General features: G+C 75.4%; 16 protein-coding genes. 8 read left to right on the top strand and 8 right to left on the bottom strand.

From position 1 onward, the window contains the following. Positions 1-134: 134 nt before the first annotated feature. The gene (locus tag ACFWJ4_RS36285; protein WP_359911083.1) at positions 135-668 is read right to left on the bottom strand and encodes a PadR family transcriptional regulator; all 534 of its coding nucleotides are present in this window, start codon (positions 666-668) and stop codon (positions 135-137) included. Positions 669-801: 133 nt separating this feature from the next. Between ACFWJ4_RS36285 and ACFWJ4_RS36280 the strand changes: the two genes are divergently transcribed. Together ACFWJ4_RS36280 and ACFWJ4_RS36275 are read left to right on the top strand one after the other, a co-directional pair. Next, entirely contained in the window at positions 802-1,572 is a 771-nt protein-coding gene (locus tag ACFWJ4_RS36280; protein WP_380552209.1) for an alpha/beta fold hydrolase, read from the top strand. A 65-nt stretch (positions 1,573-1,637) separates the two neighbouring features. Then, the gene (locus ACFWJ4_RS36275) at positions 1,638-2,561 is read left to right on the top strand and encodes an aminoglycoside phosphotransferase family protein (RefSeq protein ID WP_380552206.1); all 924 of its coding nucleotides are present in this window, start codon (positions 1,638-1,640) and stop codon (positions 2,559-2,561) included. 70 nt (positions 2,562-2,631) lie between these two features. Here the strand turns inward: ACFWJ4_RS36275 and ACFWJ4_RS36270 are convergent, their stop codons facing one another. The 5 genes from ACFWJ4_RS36270 to ACFWJ4_RS36250 all read right to left on the bottom strand — a co-directional run bounded on the left by ACFWJ4_RS36270 (position 2,632) and on the right by ACFWJ4_RS36250 (position 6,911). Then, a complete protein-coding gene (locus tag ACFWJ4_RS36270; RefSeq protein ID WP_380552203.1) occupies positions 2,632-3,495 on the bottom strand; it encodes a biotin-dependent carboxyltransferase family protein in 864 nt (287 codons plus the stop codon). Further along, the gene (pxpB, locus tag ACFWJ4_RS36265; protein ID WP_380552200.1) at positions 3,492-4,172 is read right to left on the bottom strand and encodes a 5-oxoprolinase subunit PxpB; all 681 of its coding nucleotides are present in this window, start codon (positions 4,170-4,172) and stop codon (positions 3,492-3,494) included. Before pxpB ends, ACFWJ4_RS36270 begins: the two co-directional genes overlap by 4 nt. Next, positions 4,169-4,945 carry a 5-oxoprolinase subunit PxpA gene (locus ACFWJ4_RS36260; protein ID WP_359911098.1) on the bottom strand — a complete coding sequence of 259 codons (777 nt, stop codon included), beginning with the start codon at positions 4,943-4,945 and terminating at the stop codon, positions 4,169-4,171. The genes pxpB and ACFWJ4_RS36260 overlap by 4 nt, the downstream gene beginning before the upstream one ends. A gap of 172 nt (positions 4,946-5,117) precedes the next feature. Next, on the bottom strand, positions 5,118-5,642 hold the full coding sequence (locus ACFWJ4_RS36255) for a hypothetical protein (RefSeq protein ID WP_380552197.1): 525 nt from the start codon (positions 5,640-5,642) through the stop codon (positions 5,118-5,120). 210 nt (positions 5,643-5,852) lie between these two features. After that, positions 5,853-6,911 (bottom strand): IPT/TIG domain-containing protein, encoded by a 1,059-nt coding sequence (locus tag ACFWJ4_RS36250; protein WP_380552194.1) that lies wholly within the window; start codon positions 6,909-6,911, stop codon positions 5,853-5,855. Between the two features lie 194 nt (positions 6,912-7,105). Here ACFWJ4_RS36250 and ACFWJ4_RS36245 point away from each other — a divergent pair, with 194 nt between their 5' ends. From ACFWJ4_RS36245 to ACFWJ4_RS36230, 4 genes are all read left to right on the top strand, one after another. Continuing rightward, the gene (locus tag ACFWJ4_RS36245) at positions 7,106-8,635 is read left to right on the top strand and encodes a hypothetical protein (protein WP_380552214.1); all 1,530 of its coding nucleotides are present in this window, start codon (positions 7,106-7,108) and stop codon (positions 8,633-8,635) included. Between the two features lie 77 nt (positions 8,636-8,712). Then, positions 8,713-9,588: a hypothetical protein gene (locus ACFWJ4_RS36240; protein WP_380552191.1), complete on the top strand. Its 876-nt coding sequence runs from the start codon at positions 8,713-8,715 to the stop codon at positions 9,586-9,588. A gap of 203 nt (positions 9,589-9,791) precedes the next feature. Beyond that, positions 9,792-14,354, top strand: a complete 4,563-nt coding sequence (locus ACFWJ4_RS36235; protein ID WP_380552188.1) for a hypothetical protein — start codon at positions 9,792-9,794, stop codon at positions 14,352-14,354. A 60-nt stretch (positions 14,355-14,414) separates the two neighbouring features. Beyond that, positions 14,415-15,182, top strand: coding sequence for a metallophosphoesterase (locus tag ACFWJ4_RS36230; RefSeq protein WP_380552185.1), 768 nt, complete (start codon positions 14,415-14,417; stop codon positions 15,180-15,182). A 15-nt stretch (positions 15,183-15,197) separates the two neighbouring features. Here ACFWJ4_RS36230 and ACFWJ4_RS36225 read toward each other — a convergent pair whose 3' ends face one another. Both ACFWJ4_RS36225 and ACFWJ4_RS36220 read right to left on the bottom strand, forming a co-directional pair. Then, the gene (locus ACFWJ4_RS36225) at positions 15,198-15,653 is read right to left on the bottom strand and encodes a hypothetical protein (RefSeq protein WP_380552182.1); all 456 of its coding nucleotides are present in this window, start codon (positions 15,651-15,653) and stop codon (positions 15,198-15,200) included. 205 nt (positions 15,654-15,858) lie between these two features. After that, positions 15,859-16,554, bottom strand: a complete 696-nt coding sequence (locus ACFWJ4_RS36220; protein WP_380552179.1) for a FadR/GntR family transcriptional regulator — start codon at positions 16,552-16,554, stop codon at positions 15,859-15,861. A 151-nt stretch (positions 16,555-16,705) separates the two neighbouring features. On the opposite strand from ACFWJ4_RS36220, the gene ACFWJ4_RS36215 reads away from it, so the two are divergent. Next, entirely contained in the window at positions 16,706-17,260 is a 555-nt protein-coding gene (locus ACFWJ4_RS36215) for a gluconokinase (protein ID WP_359911122.1), read from the top strand. A gap of 2 nt (positions 17,261-17,262) precedes the next feature. Then, positions 17,263-18,651 (top strand): gluconate:H+ symporter, encoded by a 1,389-nt coding sequence (locus ACFWJ4_RS36210; RefSeq protein ID WP_380552211.1) that lies wholly within the window; start codon positions 17,263-17,265, stop codon positions 18,649-18,651. Positions 18,652-18,787: the final 136 nt, after the last annotated feature.

Below are 18,787 nucleotides of genomic sequence, written 5' to 3'. Positions count from 1 at the left end.
GCCTGGGCCCGGCGCGCCGCGCCGACCTTTGTTGGGCGGGCGGGGGCCGCGGCGTGTGCGGGGCCCGATCCGCCGTCGGTCGCGGTGCGTGCGGGCCCCGGCCTGTCGTCGGCCGCGGTGCGTGCGGCCCCGGTCTAGCGCGGGCTGCCCTCCAGGTCGGCCAGGGTCGCGTGCAGCCAGGCGAGTTCGGCCTCGGTGGTGGCGCGGGCGACCAGCAGCAGGCCGCGCCGGAACGGGTCGGCGAACTCCTCGGCGCCCACCGGGCGGTCGCCCTCGTAGAAGAAGCTGGCCGGTTCGGCGAGGAAGGCCAGTCGGCGGCGCAGTACGGCCGCCTGGTCGGCGGGGTCGGCGAGGTGCCGCAGGAAGGCGAGCAGGGTGAACCAGCGGTTCTCGTCGCTGACGTCGAGCGGCTCGGGCTCGCGCAGCCGGTCGAGCAGTGCGGTGCGGCCGGCCTCGGTGAGGTGCAGGGTGTGCCGGGGCGCGGCGGCGCTGCCCGGCTCGGTCTCGCGGACCAGCAGGCCGTCGGTCTCCAGGCGTTTGATCGCGGGGTAGAGCGTGCCGTCGCTGATCGGGCGGACGTGGCCGGTGAGCGCGGCGAGGTGGCGGCGCAGCTCGTAGCCGTGCAGGGGGCGGTCGTACAGGAACCCGAGGATGGCGAGCTTCAGCATGGGGCCACTCTCTCAGATCCTTCCCTCGGGGCATGGGTATCTCACTATCGCTATACCTCGACTTCGATGTATGGTCCTGGTCGTCCGCCGGAGTCCCCGGAGCCGGCACACCCAGGAGAAGGAGCGAGTGAGCATGCGCGAGGCCCCCGTCACCCCGAACGGCGACCGGATCCGCTGGGTCGAGCTGCCCGGCGCCGAGCCGGCCCGGCTCTACCTGCACGGGCTCGGCGCCACCTCGCCGGCCTACTTCGCGGCCGCCGCCACCCACCCGCTGCTCGCCGGGCGGCGCTCGCTGCTGCTGGACCTGCTCGGCTTCGGCCTCAGCGACCGGCCGACTGACTTCGGCTACACCCTGGAGGAGCACGCGGACGCGGTCGCGGCGGCCGTCGCTGCCGCCGGGGCGGCCCGGGTCGAGGTGATCGGCCACAGCATGGGCGGGGCGGTCGCGATCGTCCTCGCCCAGCGGCACCCGCACCTGGTCGAACGGCTGCTCCTGGTGGACGCCAACCTGGACCGGGTCGACCCCGACCGGCGCCACCCCGGCAGCAGCGGCATCGCGGCCTACGCCGAGGAGGAATTCCTGGCCGGCGGCCGGGACGAAGTCGCCGAGCGGGTCGGCCCGTTCTGGTGGTCCACCATGCGGCTGGCCGGCCCGGAGGCGCTGCACCGCAGCGCCCGCTACCTCGCCCGGGCGACCGAACCGACCATGCGCGAGCTGCTGCTCGGCCTCGACCTCCCGCGCACCTTCCTCCACCCGGCGGCGGACGGCGAGCCGGCGGGCGCCGGGACCCTCCGCGCGGCGGGCGTACGGGTGGTCGCGGTGCCGGACTGCGGGCACAACATCATGCTCGACAACCCGGACGGCTTCGCGGAGGCCGCGGCGCGGGCGCTCGGGCAGGGGTGAGCGGGGGAGGCGCCGGCCGCCGCCCGTCGTAGGCTGGGGCGGACCGTCCGAGAGGAGCCCGCCCCATGTCCGTCGAGGTCCCGCCCGCGCTGGCCGCGTCCCTGGAGGGCTTCCTCGGCGCCGAGGGGCGCGCCTGGGTGGCCCGACTGCCCACGCTGGCGGGCGAGTTGCTGGACCGCTGGGAGCTGCGCCCGGACGGGCCGGTCGCGCACGGCGTGGTCGGGCTGGTGCTCCCGGTGCTGCGCGCCGACGGGATGCCGGCCGTGCTCAAGCTCCAGCCCGTGGACGAGGAGACGGTGGGCGAACCGCTCGCCCTGCGGGCCTGGGACGGCCGCGGCGCCGTGCGGCTGCTCGACCACGAACCGGCCACCGGCTCCCTGCTGCTGGAGCGGCTGGACCCCGGGCGCTCACTGCTCGACCTGCCCGACGACCTCGCGGCGCTGCGCGTGATCGCCGAACTGCTCAGGGAATTGACGAAACGTCAGGCGCCCTCCGGGCTGCGGACCCTGGCGGGTGCGGCGAGCGACCTGCTCGACCGGGCCCCGGCGGCCGTCGCCGCCCTCGCCGACCCGGTGGAGCGGCGCCTGCTCGCCGACTGCGCGGCCGCCCTGTGCGAGGTCCGCGCCGATCCCGGCGACCGGCTGCTGCACTGGGACCTGCACTACGGCAATGTGCTGGCCCCGCTCCCGGGCAGCGGCCGGGCGTCCTGGCTGGCCATCGACCCCAAGCCGCTGGCCGGCCACCCCGGCTTCGAGCTGCTCCCGGCGTTGCGCAACCGCTGGGAGGACGTGGTGGCCACCGGGGATGCAACCCGGGCGCTGCGGCGGCGCTTCGACCTGTTGACGGAGGTGCTGGAGCTGGACCGCGAGGTGGCGGCGGCCTGGACGCTCGCCCGGGTGCTGCAGAACGCGGTCTGGGTGGCCGAGGAGGGCGGGGCGGAGCTGGACCCGGCCCAACGTGCCGTCGCCGAGGTGCTGTTGGGGCGCTGACCGGGGAGCCCGCCGGGCTGTCCGCGCCTGCGAGGTGCTGCTGCTCGGCGTTCCCGCTCGGTGCTTCCGCTCAGTGCTCGCGCAGGGGCACGAAGCGCACCGGTGTCCCCGGCCTGGCCTGTGCGGCGGCCGCGAGGTCGCCGGCCGGCACGACGCCGATCACCGGGTAGCCGCCGGTGGTCGGGTGATCGGCCAGGAACACCACCGGCTGCCCGTCCGGCGGAATCTGAACGGCGCCCAACACCATGCCCTCGCTGGGCAGTTCGCCGTCCCTGGCGCGGGCGACCGGCGGGCCCTCGGTGCGCAGCCCGACCCGGTTGCCGGTCGGGGAGACCAGGTACCGGTCGCGGCCGAGACGGGCCACCGCCTCCGGGGCGAACCAGTCCGCGCGCGGTCCGAGCCGCAGCCGCAGCACCAGCTCGGCCGGGGGGCCGGGCAGCGGCACCAGCTCGGGCCTGGCCCGGTACGGCGGCGGGGCGCCCACCGGCAGCCGGTCCCCGGCGGCCAGCGGGGCCGGCCCGAGCCCGGAGAGCAGGTCCGCCGAGCGGCTGCCGAGCACCGGCGGTACGGCGATCCCGCCCGCCACCGCCAGGTAGCCGCGCACCCCGGCCGTCGCCGCCCCCACCTCGACCAGCGCCCCGGCCGGCACCACCACCGGCGCGCCCCAGGCGGCCGGCCGGCCGGCCACCCGGACGGGCGAGGGTGCACCGGTGACGGCGACCAGCGCCGTTCCGACGGCCCGCAGCGCGACCCCGCCGAGCGTGGTCTCCAGCCCGGCGGCCCCGGGCTCGTTGCCCACCAGCCGGTTGGCCGCCCGCAGCGCCGGCTCGTCCAGTGCCCCGGCCCTCGGCACCCCGAGGTGGGCGACCCCGCGCCGCCCGAGGTCCTGGACCGTGGTCAGCGGCCCGGGCCGCTCCACTACCAGTTCGTTCAACTCCGCTTCCCCCCGGGCCCGTTCCGCCGTGAAGCCGTGAAGCGGACCCGGGTGCCCGGCGCCAGCAGGGCCGGGGGCTCGCGGTCGGTGTCCCAGAGGGTGAGCGCCGTCCGGCCGATCAGCTGCCAGCCGCCGGGGGAGGGGTGCGGGTAGACGCCGGTGTACGGGCCGGCCAGGGCGACCGAGCCGGCCGGGACGGAGCTGCGCGGGGTGGCCCGGCGCGGCACCTCGTAGCGCGCGGGGAGGCCGGTGAGGTAGCCGAAGCCGGGGGCGAAGCCGCAGAACGCGACGACGTACTCGGATCCGGTGTGGATCCGGACGGCGGCCTCCTCGGACACCCCCCACAGTGCGGCGACCTCGGCCAGGTCGGCGCCGTCGTACACGGTCGGGACCTCCAGCAGCGGCCCGCGCGCCGCTCCGGCCGTCGCCGGACGGGCGGTGCGCAGCAGCGCCGCCACCGCGCCGACGTCCGCGACGCCGTCCAGCAGCAGGGTGCGCGCGGCCGGTACCAGCTCTTCCACCGCGCCGAGCGCCCCGGCCTCCCGGCGCTCGCTCAGCCAGCCGTACAGCGCCGCCACCTCGGCCGTCCCGGGCAGCTCGACCAGGAGCGCCCGCTCGCCGACCCGGCGCACCGTCCCCGCCGTCGCGTCGGGGCCGGGTACGCGAGGGGCTGTCACGTGAACGCCTCCACCCGGACCCCGGCGGAGGCCAGGGCGCCGCGGATCCGCCAGGCGAGCTGGGCGGCGCCGGGGGTGTCGCCGTGGACGCACAGCGAGCGGGCCTCGACGGCGATCCGCTCGCCGCCGGCGGCCTCCACGGTGCCGTCCCGGGCGATGGCGACGGCGCGGGTGATCACCGACTCGGGGTCGTGCACCACCGCGTCCGGCTCGCGGCGCGGGACGAGGGTGCCGGTGCGGGTGTACGTGCGGTCGGCGAAGGCCTCGGCGACCACCGGGAGCCCGACGCCCTCGGCCACCTCCAGCAGCAGCGAGCCCGGCAGGCCGAGCACGGGCAGCGGCCCGTCGCAGACCGCGCCCGCCCGCAGCACGCCGGCCACCACGGCCTCGGCCTGCTCGGAGTCGCCGACCACCCGGTTGTAGAGGGCGCCGTGCGGCTTGACGTAGGAGACCTTGGAACCGGCCGCGCGGGCGAACACCTGGAGGGCGCCGATCTGGTACGCGATCTCGTCGGCGAGCTCCTCCGGGGGCACGTCCATCGCGCGGCGGCCGAAGCCGGCCAGGTCGCGGTAGGAGACCTGGGCGCCGATCCGGACGCCGCGCTCGGCCGCCAGGGCGCAGACCCGGCGCATCGTCGACGGGTCCCCGGCGTGGAACCCGCAGGCGACGTTGGCGCTGGTCACCACGGACAGCAGGGCCTCGTCGTCGGTCAGGGTCCAGCGTCCGAACCCCTCGCCGAGGTCCGCATTGAGATCGATCACCGCATCGGCCACGCCCGTCCGCCTCCCAGCAGCTGTTGAGCCAGATGGTAGGGCCTGCGGATGAAGGCCGTTGCCCGTGACCCGGAGCCCCGCGGGCGCCGCGGCGTGTGCCCGGGGCCGCACGCCCCGGGGCGGCGCCTCACGGGGTCGCGCCGGGGCGCGAGCGGGCGCGGACCGCCCGGACTCAGCCGGTGGTCACCGGTGCGCGGAAGGTGCGCTCCAGTGGACGCAGCGCCCGCAGCACGATCAGCAGCGGTACGACGCCGAAGACTCCGAACGACATGTCGACGAATCGCCAGGCCAGTGGAATCCCGCGCAGCGGCCCGCAGATCAGTGCGAGCGGGATGACGGCTCCGCAGGCGAGCACGGCCCAGCGGATCACCCAGATGTTGCGGACCGGGTCCTTGAGCGGCCCCCAGAAGGCGGCGGCGATCACCAGGTGGGCGAAGGCCAGCCAGTCGGTGCCGTAGGCCAGGAAGGGGTAGCGCCCGTTGGTCTCGGCGAGGCCGGTGTGGACCCGTTCGAGCCAGGCCGTCGCTGCCGGGAGGTGGTCGCTCAGCGGGGCGGCCGGCCCGGAGGCGAAGTCGGCCAGCCAGCGGGTCTCGGTCTCCAGGGGGAACGCGGTCAGACCGCTGAGCACCAGGCAGACCAGGAAGAACCAGAGCCACCGTCGGACCTTGCGAAGGATGACCGCGGGGTCGCCGTCCATTTCGCCCACCTCCATGCCGAGCATGCCGAAGTGCAGGCGGAGCCTCGTCCGACCTGCGCGGAACCGACTCTAGACCTATCTTTTGAACGTGTTCAACTCGCATTTCGGGTGGGGTGGGGCAGGGGTGGCCGGGGCCGCCCCGGAACGCACCGGTGCCCGGGCTCCGTGGAGCCCGGGCACCGGTGGCGGGCGGAACGCCGCCCGCGGCCGTTACGCCGTGTAGGTGTACGTCACGGGAGCGCTGGTCCCGCCCGCCGTGGTGACGGTGACGCCCACCGCCCCGGGCTGGGTGCCCGCCGGGGCCGTGGCCGTGCAGAAGGACGGGCCGCAGGAGACGTGCGTGGCCGGCACTCCGCCGAAGGCCACCGTCCCGTACGCCAGGTTGCTGCCGATCACGTTCACCCTGGCCCCGCCGGCGGCCGGACCGGACGCGGGGGACAGGCTGCTGACCGCCGGGGCGGCCGGGGCCGGCGGCGGGGCGCCGGTGTAGTCGAAGGCGGCCGGGGCCGCGGCGGTGCCGCCGGGCGTCACCACGGTGACCGGGGCGCTGCCCGAGCCGCCCGGGGTGGTCACCGTGCAGGCGGTGTCGGTGCAGCTGCCGGGCGCCGGGGCGCCGCCGACCAGCACCATGCCGTTGACCAGGTTGGTGCCGCTGACGGTCACCGCGGTGCCGCCCGCGCCGGGGCCGGTGGTGGTGCCGAGGCCGGTGACGGCCGGGGCGGCCTGGACGGTCGCCGGCAGGAGGCTCTGGGTGCCGAGGTCGTAGCGGGAGATGTGGCCGGTCGCGTCGGTGTCGTTGGGGTTGGCGGCCGTCACCGTGATCACGCCGGCGATCGGCACGCCGGGCGTGGTGCGCAGGCTGAGCTTCATGAACTCGTACTTCCCGACCACCCGGGTGCCGTTCAGCACGGCCTCCAGGTGGCGGCCGTCGGGGGAGAGGGTCGAGCTGAAGGTGTAGTCGTACGGCGTGGAGTAGAACATCGCGCCGTCGGTGGTGACGCCGGGCGGAAGGTCGACGGTGAAGTGCGTCGGGCCGGTCAGGTCCGCGGTGCCGGACGAGGTCCAGCCCGCCGACATGTTCCCGGTGGTGAAGAACCCGCCGGGGTAGTTCCCGCTCTGCGACACGGTCACGTGCTGGGCGGAGGTCGACGTCGTCGCGGCCGGGGCGGCCGCGGCGGCGGTGGCGTCGGTGACGAGGGCGGCGCCGGTGGCGAAGGTGGTCACGGACAGCGCGGCGGCGAGGCCCGCTTTGGCCAGTCGGGTGATCATAGGTCGATCATCACCGAACAAGCGCGCCTCCCTCACGCTTTTCTCGAATGCCGGTTCGGGAATGGCGGGATCTCGTCGAAATCACGTTCTGAATCCGTCACCCGTACCGTCGTCCACCTGCCGCTCCGCCCGCCCGCAAGGTCCGTTTCGGTCGATGTCGGTGCGAACCTCTAATCTTGTCCTCCGTGACCGTCATCGCAGACCCGCTCACCGAGCCCGGCCTCCGCCCGCCCGCCGGCCCGGCCGCCGCGCGCCCCGCGCCCGGCCCCGCCGCCGACGAGGGCCTGGCCCGCCGGCTCAAGGCGCTGGCCTGCACCGCCCCGCTGCACGACCTGGACAACCGCAAGGTCAACCTGGCCGGCGAGTACGGCGGCTACGCGATGGCCGAGGTCGGCCTCGCCGCGATCGACCTGGTCACCCTGAACATGGACTTCGACACCGGGGCCGACCGCGACATAGTGCTCGCCCGCCTGCTGCCCCGGGTCGCCGTCCAGGCCACCGGCCGCCCCGCCGCCGAGCACGAGCGGGTCGCCCGCTGGGTGCTGGAGTCGCTGATCAACGTCGGCAGCGTGGACCGCGGCTTCCGCGCCGTCTACGGCACCTTCGGCGCGGACGGCGAGTACGTCCGCCGGGACTACGACTTCAAGCTGATCGAGGAGGTCCCCGGCCCGGACGGCGGCGTCTACCTGCGCACCACCGACGAGGCGGTCAACGTCCTGGTCGGCGCGCTCGACACCGACGTCACCTCGGCCCAGATCGCCGCCGAGGTCAAGCTGGAGGTGCTGATCCGCCGCGGCCGCCTGGCCGACGCCCAGCTCGCCGCCGAGCAGGCCCGCTACCGCACCGTCCAGTACGCCGAGACGCTGCGCCGCGCCCTGGACGCCACCCGCCGCAACGTCCGCGCCGTCGACTGGATGCGCGCCGTTCCCGACCTCATCGCGGAGGCGCTGGACCACATCGCGGACCGCTACCGGCACGAGAACGCGATTCTCACCAACATCCGCAAGGCCCGCGACGAGGCCGAGGACCCGGAGCACAAGCGCCGCGCCGCCGAGCTGGTCGACATCGTCAAGGACTGCATCCGCCGCCACACCCAGCTCCAGACCCGCCTGCTGGAGGCCGGCCCGCTGTTCCGCGCCGAGCAGGACCGGCAGGCCTTCGCCGCCCCCGGCGCCCGCAGCGGCATCGACCTCTACGGGCAGCTGCTCGCCCCCGTGCTGCGGCTGCCGGTGGAGCAGGCCGTCCGCCCCACCGGCGCCTTCTTCGCCCGTGGCGCCGGCCTGCGCACCCCGGTCTCGGTCCGGGTCGCCGACCTGGTCGACCTGCTGCTCACCCCGCCGGTCGAACGCGAGCACCTCGGCGCCGAGCTGCCCGACCCCGACCTGGTCGCCACCCCGGACGACAGCCGGTTCTCCGAGGCCCAGCTGGAGTCCGCGATGGTCCTGCTCGACCTGCCCCCGGACGCCCCCCGCCGGCTCTCCGGCCTGCTGGCCGACGCCCGCAAGCAGGACCCGGACCTGCCGTACCTGCTGGCCCTGCTCGCCGTGCACGCCGCCAGCCCGCCGGTCGGCACCGCCTACCGCCAGGGCGAGGAGCGGCTGCTGTTCGCCGTGGACGACGGCACCCCGCTGCACGACCCGGAGTTCGGCGGCGCCGACCTGATCGTCGGCAGCGCCCTGCTCGATGCGGTCGGCATGGCCGCCGACCGCAAGGACGCCGGCTGACCGGCCGGGAGGCACACCTTGCCGGGACCAACCTTGACGAACCGTAACCACCGCGCCACCCCCGAGGAGCACCGCCCGTGACGACCCACCACGACACGTCCTGGGCGACCGAGGGCGAACCCGCGGCCCCCGCGCCGATCACCCCGGCCGACGTCGCGGACGCCGCCCGGCTGGTCTCATTCGGCCTCCAGGCCAAGCTGCTGCCCGCCCGGGACGCCGAGTACGCCGAGCTGGTGCGCCGCCACCGCGAGGACCCGCCGTTCGCCCGGCTCGCCGACGCCGTCGCCACCGGCATGGGCCTGGTCGTCCTGGAGGTCTCCCCGCGGGCCGGCATGGCCGTGGCCGCCGCCGAGGACTCGCTGTTCGCCGTCCGGATGGGCGACTACTCGCGCCGCGCCGCCTCCGAGTCCACCGACCGCTTCCTGCACGGCCTGGCCCACCTGGCCGTCGCCGCGATGGCCTTCCCCCGCCCCGAGGACCTCGCCGACGACGGCTACCTCGGCCGGATCACCGTCAACGGCGTCGACTCCTTCGTGCGCCAGGCCTGCCGCCGCCTGGAGGAGCAGGCCGACGTCGAGGGCGCCAACACCGACCCGGCCTCCGACGCCCCCGGCCTGGAGGCGGCCTGGCGGGTCTGGGCCCGGCGCACCGCCACCGGCGCCACCAAGGACGCCCGCCGGCTCTCCGGCTCCACCATCGGCATCGTCGCCAAGGCCGTGCTGTTCCTGGTCGACTCCGGCTTCCTCCAGAAGGTCTCCGACGACTCCGGCGGCACCTACCGCACCACCGCCCGCTACCAGCTCCAGGTGCGCGACCTGGCGGGCAGCGCGGCCATGGCCGAACTGCTCGACCTCGGCATCGTCCCGGTCTCCGACGGCACCGCCAGCCTGCTGCCGCCGGACACCGGCGACGAACTGGTCGCCGACGCGGGCCTGCCGTTCCACTCGCTCTGAACCCCGGTGCCCGGAGTCCACCCGCTCCGAGCACCGGCGCCCAGAACCCACCCGCGCAGAGCCCACCCGCTCCGAGCCCACCGCGCCGGCCTCCCGCCGGGCGCACCCGGTCCCGGAGCACCGCGCCGGCCCCCGGCCCACCCGCCCCGAACCGGCCCGCCGCCCACCCCTCACGCCACGCAAGCCACGGAGAACCGCCGCACATGTACGAGCTCAACCGGGTCCGCCTCTACTCGATCGGACCAGCCGGCGCCCGCTACGCCGACACGGTGCTCGACCTGCGCGGCGTCGGCGAGCCGGTCACCGACCCGGCCCCGCAGCAGATCGGCCTGTTCGGCGAGGACACCGACGGCCCGGTCCGCCGCCCCGCCCCCGCCGGCGTGCTCTTCCTGGAGAACGGCGGCGGCAAGTCGGTCCTGCTCAAGCTGATCTTCTCGGTCATGCTCCCCGGCCACCGCAACACCCTCGGCGGCGCCAGCTCCGGCGTGCTGCGCAAGTTCCTGCTCGCCGACGACTGCGGCCACGTCGCCCTGGAGTGGCAGCACACCGTCACGGGCGAGCTGATCGTGGTCGGCAAGGTCAGCGAGTGGCGCGGCCGCCAGGTCTCCTCCGACCCGCGCAAGTTCGCCGAGACCTGGTACTCCTTCCGCCCCGGCGCCGGCCTGACCCTCGACTCGCTGCCGGTCGCCGAACGGGTCAGCCTGGCCGGCGACCAGAAGGCCCGCGGCCGCCGCCGCACCATGAAGGGCTTCCGCGACGCCCTCACCGAGGCCGGCAAGGCCCACCCCCACCTCGACCTGGTCTTCGAGGACGGCCACGACCGCTGGACCGAGCACCTCGGCGAACTCGGCCTCGACCCCGAACTCTTCCGCTACCAGCGCGAGATGAACGCCGACGAGGGCGAGGCGGCCGGCCTCTTCGCGGTCAAGCACGACAGCGACTTCACCGACCTCCTGCTGCGCGCCGTCACCGACACCCGGGACACCGACGGCCTCGCCGACCTCGTGCACGGCTTCGCCGCCAAGCTCGGCCGCCGCGCCGAACTCACCGCCGAACGCGACTTCACCGCCGGCTCGCTGGACCTGCTGGAGCGCATCGCCGAGACCACCACCGCCCGCGAGACCGTCCGCGAGGCCCACCGCACCGCCGAACGCCGCACCCGCCGCCTCGCCCACGCCCTCGCCTCCCGCGCCACCGCCGAACGCGACCGCGCCCAGGACCTCGCCATCGAGGTCGCCGCCGCCGCGAGCGCCGTCACCGCCGCCGAGGCCGACCGCACCCGGCACAGCCTGATCACCGACGAACTCACCCACCGGCACGCCACGTTGGGCCTCACCGCGGCCACCGCCGAGGCCGCCGCGCTGCGCCGCGAACTCATCGACGCCCGCACCCTGCACTCCGCCTGGCAGGCCGCCGAGGCGGTGCTGCGCCAGCGCGCCGCCGCCGACCGGGTCACCCGGGTCGCCGCCGCCATCCGCGAGGCCGAGCTGGACGCCGCCCCCGCGCTCGCCGCCCGCGCCCGCGCCGCGACCGCCCTGGCCCGCGCCCTGGAGGCCGCCGCCGCGGCCGCCGAGTCCCGCGCCGACACCGAGGAGGAGCGCGCGGGCGAACTCCAGGAGGACGGCGGCAAGGCGCAGTCCGACGCCACCGAGGCCGCCACCGCCGCCCAGAAGGCCCGCAGCGAGGCCGAGCACCTGCGCCAGCGCCTCGCCGAGGTCGAGCAGGAGACCGAGGCCGCCGTCTCGGCCGGCTTCATCGACGCCGACGGCGACGTGGACCCGGCCCGCGCCGCGCTGCACGCCGCCGACGTCGAGAAGGCCGCCGCCGCCGCGCTCGCCCAGGCCCGTGCCGCCGCCGAGTCCGCCGCCGCCCGGCTGCGCGAGTCCGCCGCCGCCACCTCGCGCGCCGAACTCGCCGCCGAGCGGGCCGGCGACGCCCGCAAGGACGCCGCCCGCTCCCTCGCCGCCGAGCAGCGCACCGCCGCCCTGCTCGCCACCGAGGAACGCCTCGCCGACCTGCTCTCCCTCACGCCCTACCAGGAGGGCGCCGAGGAGGACGCCGGCTTCCTCACCCCCGCCGTGCTCGACCGCAACGCCGAGTACCTGCGCGAACTCCTCGACGAGTCCATCGCCACCGCCGAACGCACCCTGTTCGACCTCCGCACGGCCGCCGCCGACGACTCCCGCATCCTCGCCGCCCTCGGCGACGGCGGTCTGCTGCCGCCCGGCCCGGACGTGCTCGCCACCGTCGAGTACCTCGCCGAGCACGGCATCCCGGCCCTGCCCGGCTGGCGCTACCTCGCCCAGTCCGTGGACCCGGCCGACCACGACGCGATCCTCGCCGCCCGCCCCGAACTGGTCGACGGCGTGGTCGTCACCGACCCGTCCTCGCTGGAACGCGCCCGCGAGGCCCTGCAGGCCGCCGCCCTGCTGCCGCGCTCCACCGTCGCCGTCGGCGCCGCCGCCTCGCTGATCGCCCCGATCACCGACGAGCCCGCCTTCTTCCTCGTCCCGCCGAACCCGGCCATGCACGACGAGTCCGCCGCCGACGGCGAGCGCCGCGAACTGCGCGCCCGGGCGAGCGCCCGCGAGGAGCACATCCGCGAACTGGCCGGCCGCCTCGGCGCCGACCGCGCCCTCGCCGCCCGCCTCGCCTCCTGGCACGCCAGCTGCCCGCCCGGCACCCTCGCCGAATTCGCCGCCGCCGCCGAGGCCGCCCGCGAGCACGCCGAGCAGGCCGCCGCCGCCCTGGCCACCCTGCGCGCCGACCACGACGAGGCCGAGACCGACCACGCCGCGGCCGCCTCCGTCCACGAGGAGCACCGCGAGGCCGCCCAGCGCGCCCGCCGCCGTGCCGACGCCCTCTCCGGCCTCGCCTTCCGGCTGCGCGAGCGCGGCAACTGGGCCCGCCGCCAGCGCGAACTCGCCGAGGACGCCGCCGAGTGCGACCGCCGCCAGGTGCTGTGCGCCGAGCGCGCCCGCACCTGCGACGAGGACCGCCGGGCCGCCCAGCGCGCCGCCGACGACGCCCGCCGCACGGCCCGCGCGCTGCGCGCCGAACGCGCCGAAATCCCCGCCGCCGAGCAGTCCGACGAGCCCGTCGAGACCGCCCCCGCCGCGCTGCCCGCACTGCGCGAGGCCTACCGCGCCGCCTCCCAGCTGTACGAGAAGGTCGGCGTCGGCGCCGACCTGCGCGCCGAACAGGCCCGCGCCGAGGGCGACGAGGCCGCCGCCGCGACCGAACTCGACCGCCTCACCAACAAGGTGCGCACCCGCGCCGAGGAGCTCCTCGGCAGCCCCGACGGCGCCGACGGCCCGGCCCGCCAGGCCGCCGCCGCCCGCGCCGAGGAGCTGGTCGCCACCATCGAGGCCCGCTCCGCCGCCGCCAGCGAGCAGCTCGGCCGGCTGCGCGGCGAGGCCGAGCGCTCCGCCCCCGCCGACGGCGAGGCGCACACCGAACTGCCCGAGGACCTCGTCCCCACCGATCCGGAGCACGCCCAGGTCCTGCTGCGCACCGCCACCAGCCGACTCGCCGAGCGCCGCGAGGCCCTGGACGCCGCCCGCACCGCCCACGCCGACCTCCAGCGCACCTTCGACAGCGCCCAGGCCTCGGCCGCCGACTTCGACGAGTTGGCCGGCCAGCTGCGCGACGGCCTGCGCGACCACCAGGAGGACCCGGAAGACCCGGTCGAGCCGTACCTGGGCTCGCTGGCCGACGCCCGCACCGGCGCCACCGAGGCCCGCCGCTCGCTGCGCACCGCCGCCGGCGAGCTGTCCTCCTCCGAACTCGCCGTCCGCGACGCCGCCGACGCCCTGGTCCGGCACGCCAACGCGGCCCGCTACGAGGCCGTCCGCACCCCCGCCCGTCAGCAGATCCGGGAACTGCCCGCCTCCGCGCTGCCCGAGCACGCCGCCGCCTGGGCCGCGGCCTTCGCGCCCCGGCTGCGGGTGCTCACCGACGAGCTGGCCCAGCTGGAGAAGAACCGCGGCTCGATCGTGGACCGGCTGCGCGGCCTGGTCGAGTCCTCGCTCACCACGCTGCGCGCCGCCCAGCGGCTGTCCCGGCTGCCCGAGGGCCTGGGGGAGTGGTCCGGCCAGGAGTTCCTGCGGATCCGCTTCGAGGACCCGGACCACGCCACCCTGGTCGAGCGCCTGGGCGAGGTCATCGACGAGGCCACCCGCGCCGCCGTGAAGAAGAACAGCGACCTGCGCCGCGACGGCATGTCCCTGCTGCTGCGCGGGGTCGCCGCCGCGATCGGCCCCAAGGGCGTCAGCGTCGAGATCCTCAAGCCCGACGCGGTGCTGCGGGCCGAGCGGGTCGGTGTCGGCCAGATGTCCGACGTTTTCTCCGGCGGCCAGCTGCTCACCGCGGCCATCGCGCTGTACTGCACGATGGCGGCGCTGCGCGCCAACGACCGCGGCCAGTCCCAGCTGCGGCACGCCGGCACGCTGTTCCTGGACAACCCGATCGGCCGCGCCAACGCGACCTACCTGCTGGAGCTCCAGCGGGCCGTGGCCGACGCGCTCGGCGTCCAGCTGATCTACACCACCGGCCTGTTCGACACCACGGCGCTCGCCGAGTTCCCGCTCGTGATCCGCCTGCGCAACGACGCCGACCTGCGCGCGGGCCTCAAGTACATCTCGGTCGAGGAGCACCTGCGCCCGGGCCTGCCGGCCGCGCCGGACCCGGACGGCCCGACCATCCACGGCGAGATCACCGCCACCCGGATGTTCAAGCGCCCCGCGGAGGTTCCGGCGCAGACGTGAGCGGGCCCGCTCGGCCGGGAGAGGTTCCGGTCCGACCGTGAACTGACTAGCGTGACCTCCATGCTGACGATCGCGCACCTCAGTGACATCCACCTCGGCCAGGTCCACCGCCGGGACGGCGGCAAGCGCGCCCGGCGGCGGGCCGAGCAGGTGATGGCGTACCTCGACGCCCTGCCCGGCCCGCTGGACGCGGTGCTGGTCACCGGCGACCTCGCCGACCACGGCCTGCCCGAGGAGTACCGGGAGGTCGCCGAGGTGCTGGCCTCCCGGCACCCGGTGCTCATCTGCCCCGGCAACCACGACTCCAGGGCGCCGTACCGGGAGGTGCTGCTCGGCGAGGCACCGGGGGAGGGGCCGATCAATCGCCTGCACCAACTGCCGGGTGCCGACGTGCTGATGCTCGACTCCTCGATACCCGGGCAGGACGACGGCCTGCTGGACGAGCGGACGCTGGACTGGCTGGACACCGAACTGGCGTCCGGTCGCGGCGAGTTGCCCGCGCTGGTGGCCTTCCATCACCCGCCGGTGGAGCTGCACCTGCCGTACGTCGACCCGATCCGCCAGTTCGGCGAGGCGCGGCTGGCGCAGGTCCTGAGCCGCCACCCCCGGGTGGCCGCCCTGTTCTGCGGCCACGCGCACACCTCCGCGGCCACCACCTTCGCCGGTCTGCCGCTGCTGATCGCGCCCGGCGTGGCCTCCACCGTCACGCTGCCGTTCGAGGGCGGGCGCGGCATCTCCTTCGACCACCCGCCGATGGTGGCCTTCCACGTCCTGGACGGGGACCGCCGGCTCACCACCCACTACCGGGCGCTGCCGGTGCGGGACTGACCGATCGGCCCGGCGCTACGGGTGGTTGGGCTGCACCCGGGCCTGGCGCGGCGGCTGTTGCGGCGGTTGGTACGGCTGCTGCTGCGGTGACTGCGGCTGGGGCGGTTGCGGCCGGGGCGACTCGTACGGCTGCCGGTACACCGAGGACGGGCCGGGCCGGGGGAACGGCCGCGCGGCCAGCGGCTCGGAGGGCCCCCGGCCGCCCGCTGTCGGGTGCGCGGAGCCCGGCGTCCGCATCCGCTGGGCCGCGACCTGGCGGGAGATCAGGATCTCCAGCAGGCACCACATGGTGCCGAACACCCCGAGCCCCATGGCCAGCAGCGCCGGTGTCAGCAGCCAACTGCCCGCGTACGAGGCCAGGGTGGCCACCACGACGCCCACCAGGGTGAAGGACAGGCAGAGCACCGCCCGGACTGCGGCGGCGCGCACCTCGTCGGGCAGGCGGCGGCGACGGCGGCGTGGCACGGACATCGAGCGACCCCCAGGCGCGTGGCGCGTGTTCTGTGAAGCATACGGAACGGGTGCACACGAAACGCGCCCCTCGCCTCACTCTGCCCCGCCGAACCAGGACTATGCGTCCGAAACCGCCGAACTGCCTTCAAATCGTGTCATCCGGGCCGTCCCGTCGTGTCATCCGGGCCGTCCCGGCAGGCCCGGCGCCGTCCGGTGGCCCGGTTCAGTCCAGCTGGACGTTGAGCTCCTCCAGTGCGCCGGTCACGATCGTCCGCATCGCCCGCTCGGCGTGGACGGCGTCCTCGGCGCAGATCGCCTCCGCGACCTCGCGGTGCAGGCGGATCGCGTACGGCTCCGGCTGATGGGGCATCAGATGGTACTCGGTCCGGCCGGTGAGCACCGCCGCGACGCTGTCCCCGAGGTGGGCGAACATCTCGTTGCCGGAGGCGCGCAGCACCAGGGAGTGGAAGGCGATGTCGTGCCCGAGGAAGGCGTTCAGGTCGGCGGCCCGTGCGGTGACCGTCAGGTCCACGGCCAGTGAGCTGAGTTCGCGCCGGTCGTCGTCGCTCGCGTGGGTGGCGGCGAGCGCGGCCGCGGCCGGTTCGACGGCCACGCGCAGCGAGCCGAGCGAGCGCAGCTGGGCCGGGCGGTCCGCGCCGGCCAGGCGCCAGCGGATCACCATCGGGTCGAAGACGTCCCAGAGCGACTTCGGCTGCACGGTGATCCCGACCCGTCGCCGGGACGCCACCATCCGCATCCCCTCCAGGACGCGCACCGCCTCCCGGACGACCGTCCGGGACACCCCGAACCGGCCCTCCAGTTCCTCTCCGCGCAGTACCGCCCCCTCGGGAATCTCCCCCGACGCGATCGCCGGCCCGAGCTCGGCAAGCAGCCGCCCGGGCAGCCCCTGGATCTCCATCCGCCCAGCCTAGACGCCCGCTCCGTGGGCCTTCACCTCGCCCTGCGACCCAGACCACATCGCAAAAGTATGACGATTTGGTTTCCGTCACTTGAATACGTCATATCTTTGAGGCGATAGTGGCGGCCAGGCAACGAAGGAGCACCACCCCATGGCTCTCAGCGTCGAGAACCACGACCTCCCGCAGGCCCCCCTCACCGTCGTGGTGATGGGCGTCTCGGGCGTCGGCAAGACCACCCTGGCCCGCCTGCTGGCGGACCGTCTCGCCCTCCCCTTCGCCGAGGCGGACGAGTTCCACCCCGCGGCCAACATCGCCAAGATGTCCGCCGGCATCCCGCTGGACGACCAGGACCGCGCCCCCTGGCTGCGCGCCGTCGGCGCCTGGCTCAAGGAGCGGACCGAGGCCGGTACCGGCGGTGTGGTCACCTGCTCGGCGCTGAAGCACCGCTATCGCGACACCCTGCGCGCGGCCTGCCCGGGCGCCTTCTTCCTGCACCTCAGCGGTGGCCACGAGCTGGTCGAGGACCGGCTCAGCCACCGCACCGGCCACTTCATGCCGTCCTCGCTGCTCGACTCGCAGTACGCCGCCCTGGAACCGCTGGCGGCGGACGAGCGCGGCGGCGTCCTGGACGTCGGCCCGTCCCCCGAAGAACTCGTCGAGATGGCCGTGGCGCTGCTGCGGCCCGTCAATGGAGACCTCGCGTGAGCATTGCCCCCACCCTGCTGGCGGCCGCCCCACCGGCCCTGCCGCACACCAGCAGCGACTCCCAGCTGCTGATCGCGGTGCTGCTCAGCATCGGCGCGATCGTCGTACTGATCACCAAGCTGAAGCTGCACCCGTTCCTCGCCCTCACGCTCGGCTCCGGTCTGCTGGCCGCCGTCGCGGGTGCCCCCTTCGACAAGCTGCTGAGCAGCTTCTCCACGGGCTTCGGATCCACCGTCGCCAGCGTCGGCCTGCTGATCGGCCTCGGCGCGATGCTCGGCAAGCTGCTCGCCGACTCCGGCGGCGCCAACATCATCGCGGACACCGTCCTCTCCCGGACCGGCAACAAGGCGCTGCCCTGGGCGATGGCGCTGATCGCGGCCGTGCTCGGCCTGCCGCTGTTCTTCGAGGTCGGGGTCGTCCTGCTGATCCCGATCGTGCTGCTGGTCGCCCGCCGCGGCAACGTACCGCTGATGCGGATCGGCATCCCGGCGCTGGCCGGCCTGTCGGTGCTGCACGGCCTGGTGCCCCCGCACCCGGGCCCGCTGGTCGCGGTCGACGCGCTGAAGGCCGACCTCGGCATCACCCTGGCGCTCGGCCTGCTGATCGCCGTCCCGACCCTGATCATCGCGGGCCCGCTGTTCGCGCGGCTGGCCGAGCGCTGGGTCGGCCCGCTGGAGATCCCGGCGGCCACCGCCCCCGAGGAGACGGCCAAGCACGACCGCACCCCGTCCTTCGCCGCGGTGCTGGCCACCATCCTGCTGCCCGTCGTGCTGATGCTCGGCAAGGCCCTGGCCGACGTCGTGATCGACGACCCGAAGGCGCTGGTCCAGCGGGTGTTCGACTTCATAGGCTCCCCGCTGATCGCCCTGCTCGCCGCGACCCTGCTCGGCATGGTGACCCTCGGCAGGGCGGCCGGCTTCGACAAGGCCCGGATCTCCGACACCGTCGGCAAGTCGCTCGGCCCCATCGCCGGCATCGTGTTCATCGTCGGCGCGGGCGGCGGCTTCAAGCAGACCCTGATCGACGTGGGCGTCGGCAACGCGGTCAGCGAATGGTCCGGCAAGTGGCACATCTCGGCGCTGCTGCTCGGCTGGCTGATCGCCGTGCTGATCCGGCTGGCCACCGGCTCGGCGACGGTCGCCACGATCACCGCCGCCGGCATCGTCTCCCCGCTGGCCGCGAACATGTCCTCGACCCACGCGGCCCTGCTGGTGCTCGCGATCGGCGCCGGCTCGCTGTTCTTCTCGCACGTCAACGACGCCGGCTTCTGGCTGGTGAAGGAGTACTTCGGGATGAGCGTCGGGCAGACGCTGAAGTCCTGGTCGGTGATGGAGACGGTGATCTCGGTGGTCGCCATCGCCCTGATCCTGCCGCTCAGCCTGATCATCTAGCGCGCGAAGCGACGACCGCCGAGGGGCGGCACCCGTGACCGTACGGGTGGCGCCCCACCGCGGTTCATCGGTACGACCCCGCCAGCAGCCCCCACACCACCGCCCCCGTCGCCGTCAACAGGGACACCGCGCCCGC

It is taken from the genome of Kitasatospora sp. NPDC127067 (assembly GCF_042724755.1).
Taxonomy (GTDB): domain Bacteria; phylum Actinomycetota; class Actinomycetes; order Streptomycetales; family Streptomycetaceae; genus Kitasatospora; species Kitasatospora lactacystinica.
The sequence above is the reverse complement of the archived record's forward strand: the minus strand, read 5'-3'. Positions and strand labels throughout refer to the sequence as shown.

Excerpts from the sequence above, each read along its gene's own strand:
- ACFWJ4_RS36285 (WP_359911083.1), bottom strand. The coding sequence starts at position 668 with ATGCTGAAGCTCGCCATCCTCGGGTTCCTGTACGACCGCCCCCTGCAC.
- ACFWJ4_RS36280 (WP_380552209.1), top strand. The coding sequence starts at position 802 with ATGCGCGAGGCCCCCGTCACCCCGAACGGCGACCGGATCCGCTGGGTC.
- ACFWJ4_RS36275 (WP_380552206.1), top strand. The coding sequence starts at position 1,638 with ATGTCCGTCGAGGTCCCGCCCGCGCTGGCCGCGTCCCTGGAGGGCTTC.
- ACFWJ4_RS36255 (WP_380552197.1), bottom strand. The coding sequence starts at position 5,642 with ATGGACGGCGACCCCGCGGTCATCCTTCGCAAGGTCCGACGGTGGCTC.
- ACFWJ4_RS36250 (WP_380552194.1), bottom strand. The coding sequence starts at position 6,911 with ATGATCACCCGACTGGCCAAAGCGGGCCTCGCCGCCGCGCTGTCCGTG.
- ACFWJ4_RS36235 (WP_380552188.1), top strand. The coding sequence starts at position 9,792 with ATGTACGAGCTCAACCGGGTCCGCCTCTACTCGATCGGACCAGCCGGC.
- ACFWJ4_RS36230 (WP_380552185.1), top strand. The coding sequence starts at position 14,415 with ATGCTGACGATCGCGCACCTCAGTGACATCCACCTCGGCCAGGTCCAC.
- ACFWJ4_RS36225 (WP_380552182.1), bottom strand. The coding sequence starts at position 15,653 with ATGTCCGTGCCACGCCGCCGTCGCCGCCGCCTGCCCGACGAGGTGCGC.
- ACFWJ4_RS36220 (WP_380552179.1), bottom strand. The coding sequence starts at position 16,554 with ATGGAGATCCAGGGGCTGCCCGGGCGGCTGCTTGCCGAGCTCGGGCCG.
- ACFWJ4_RS36215 (WP_359911122.1), top strand. The coding sequence starts at position 16,706 with ATGGCTCTCAGCGTCGAGAACCACGACCTCCCGCAGGCCCCCCTCACC.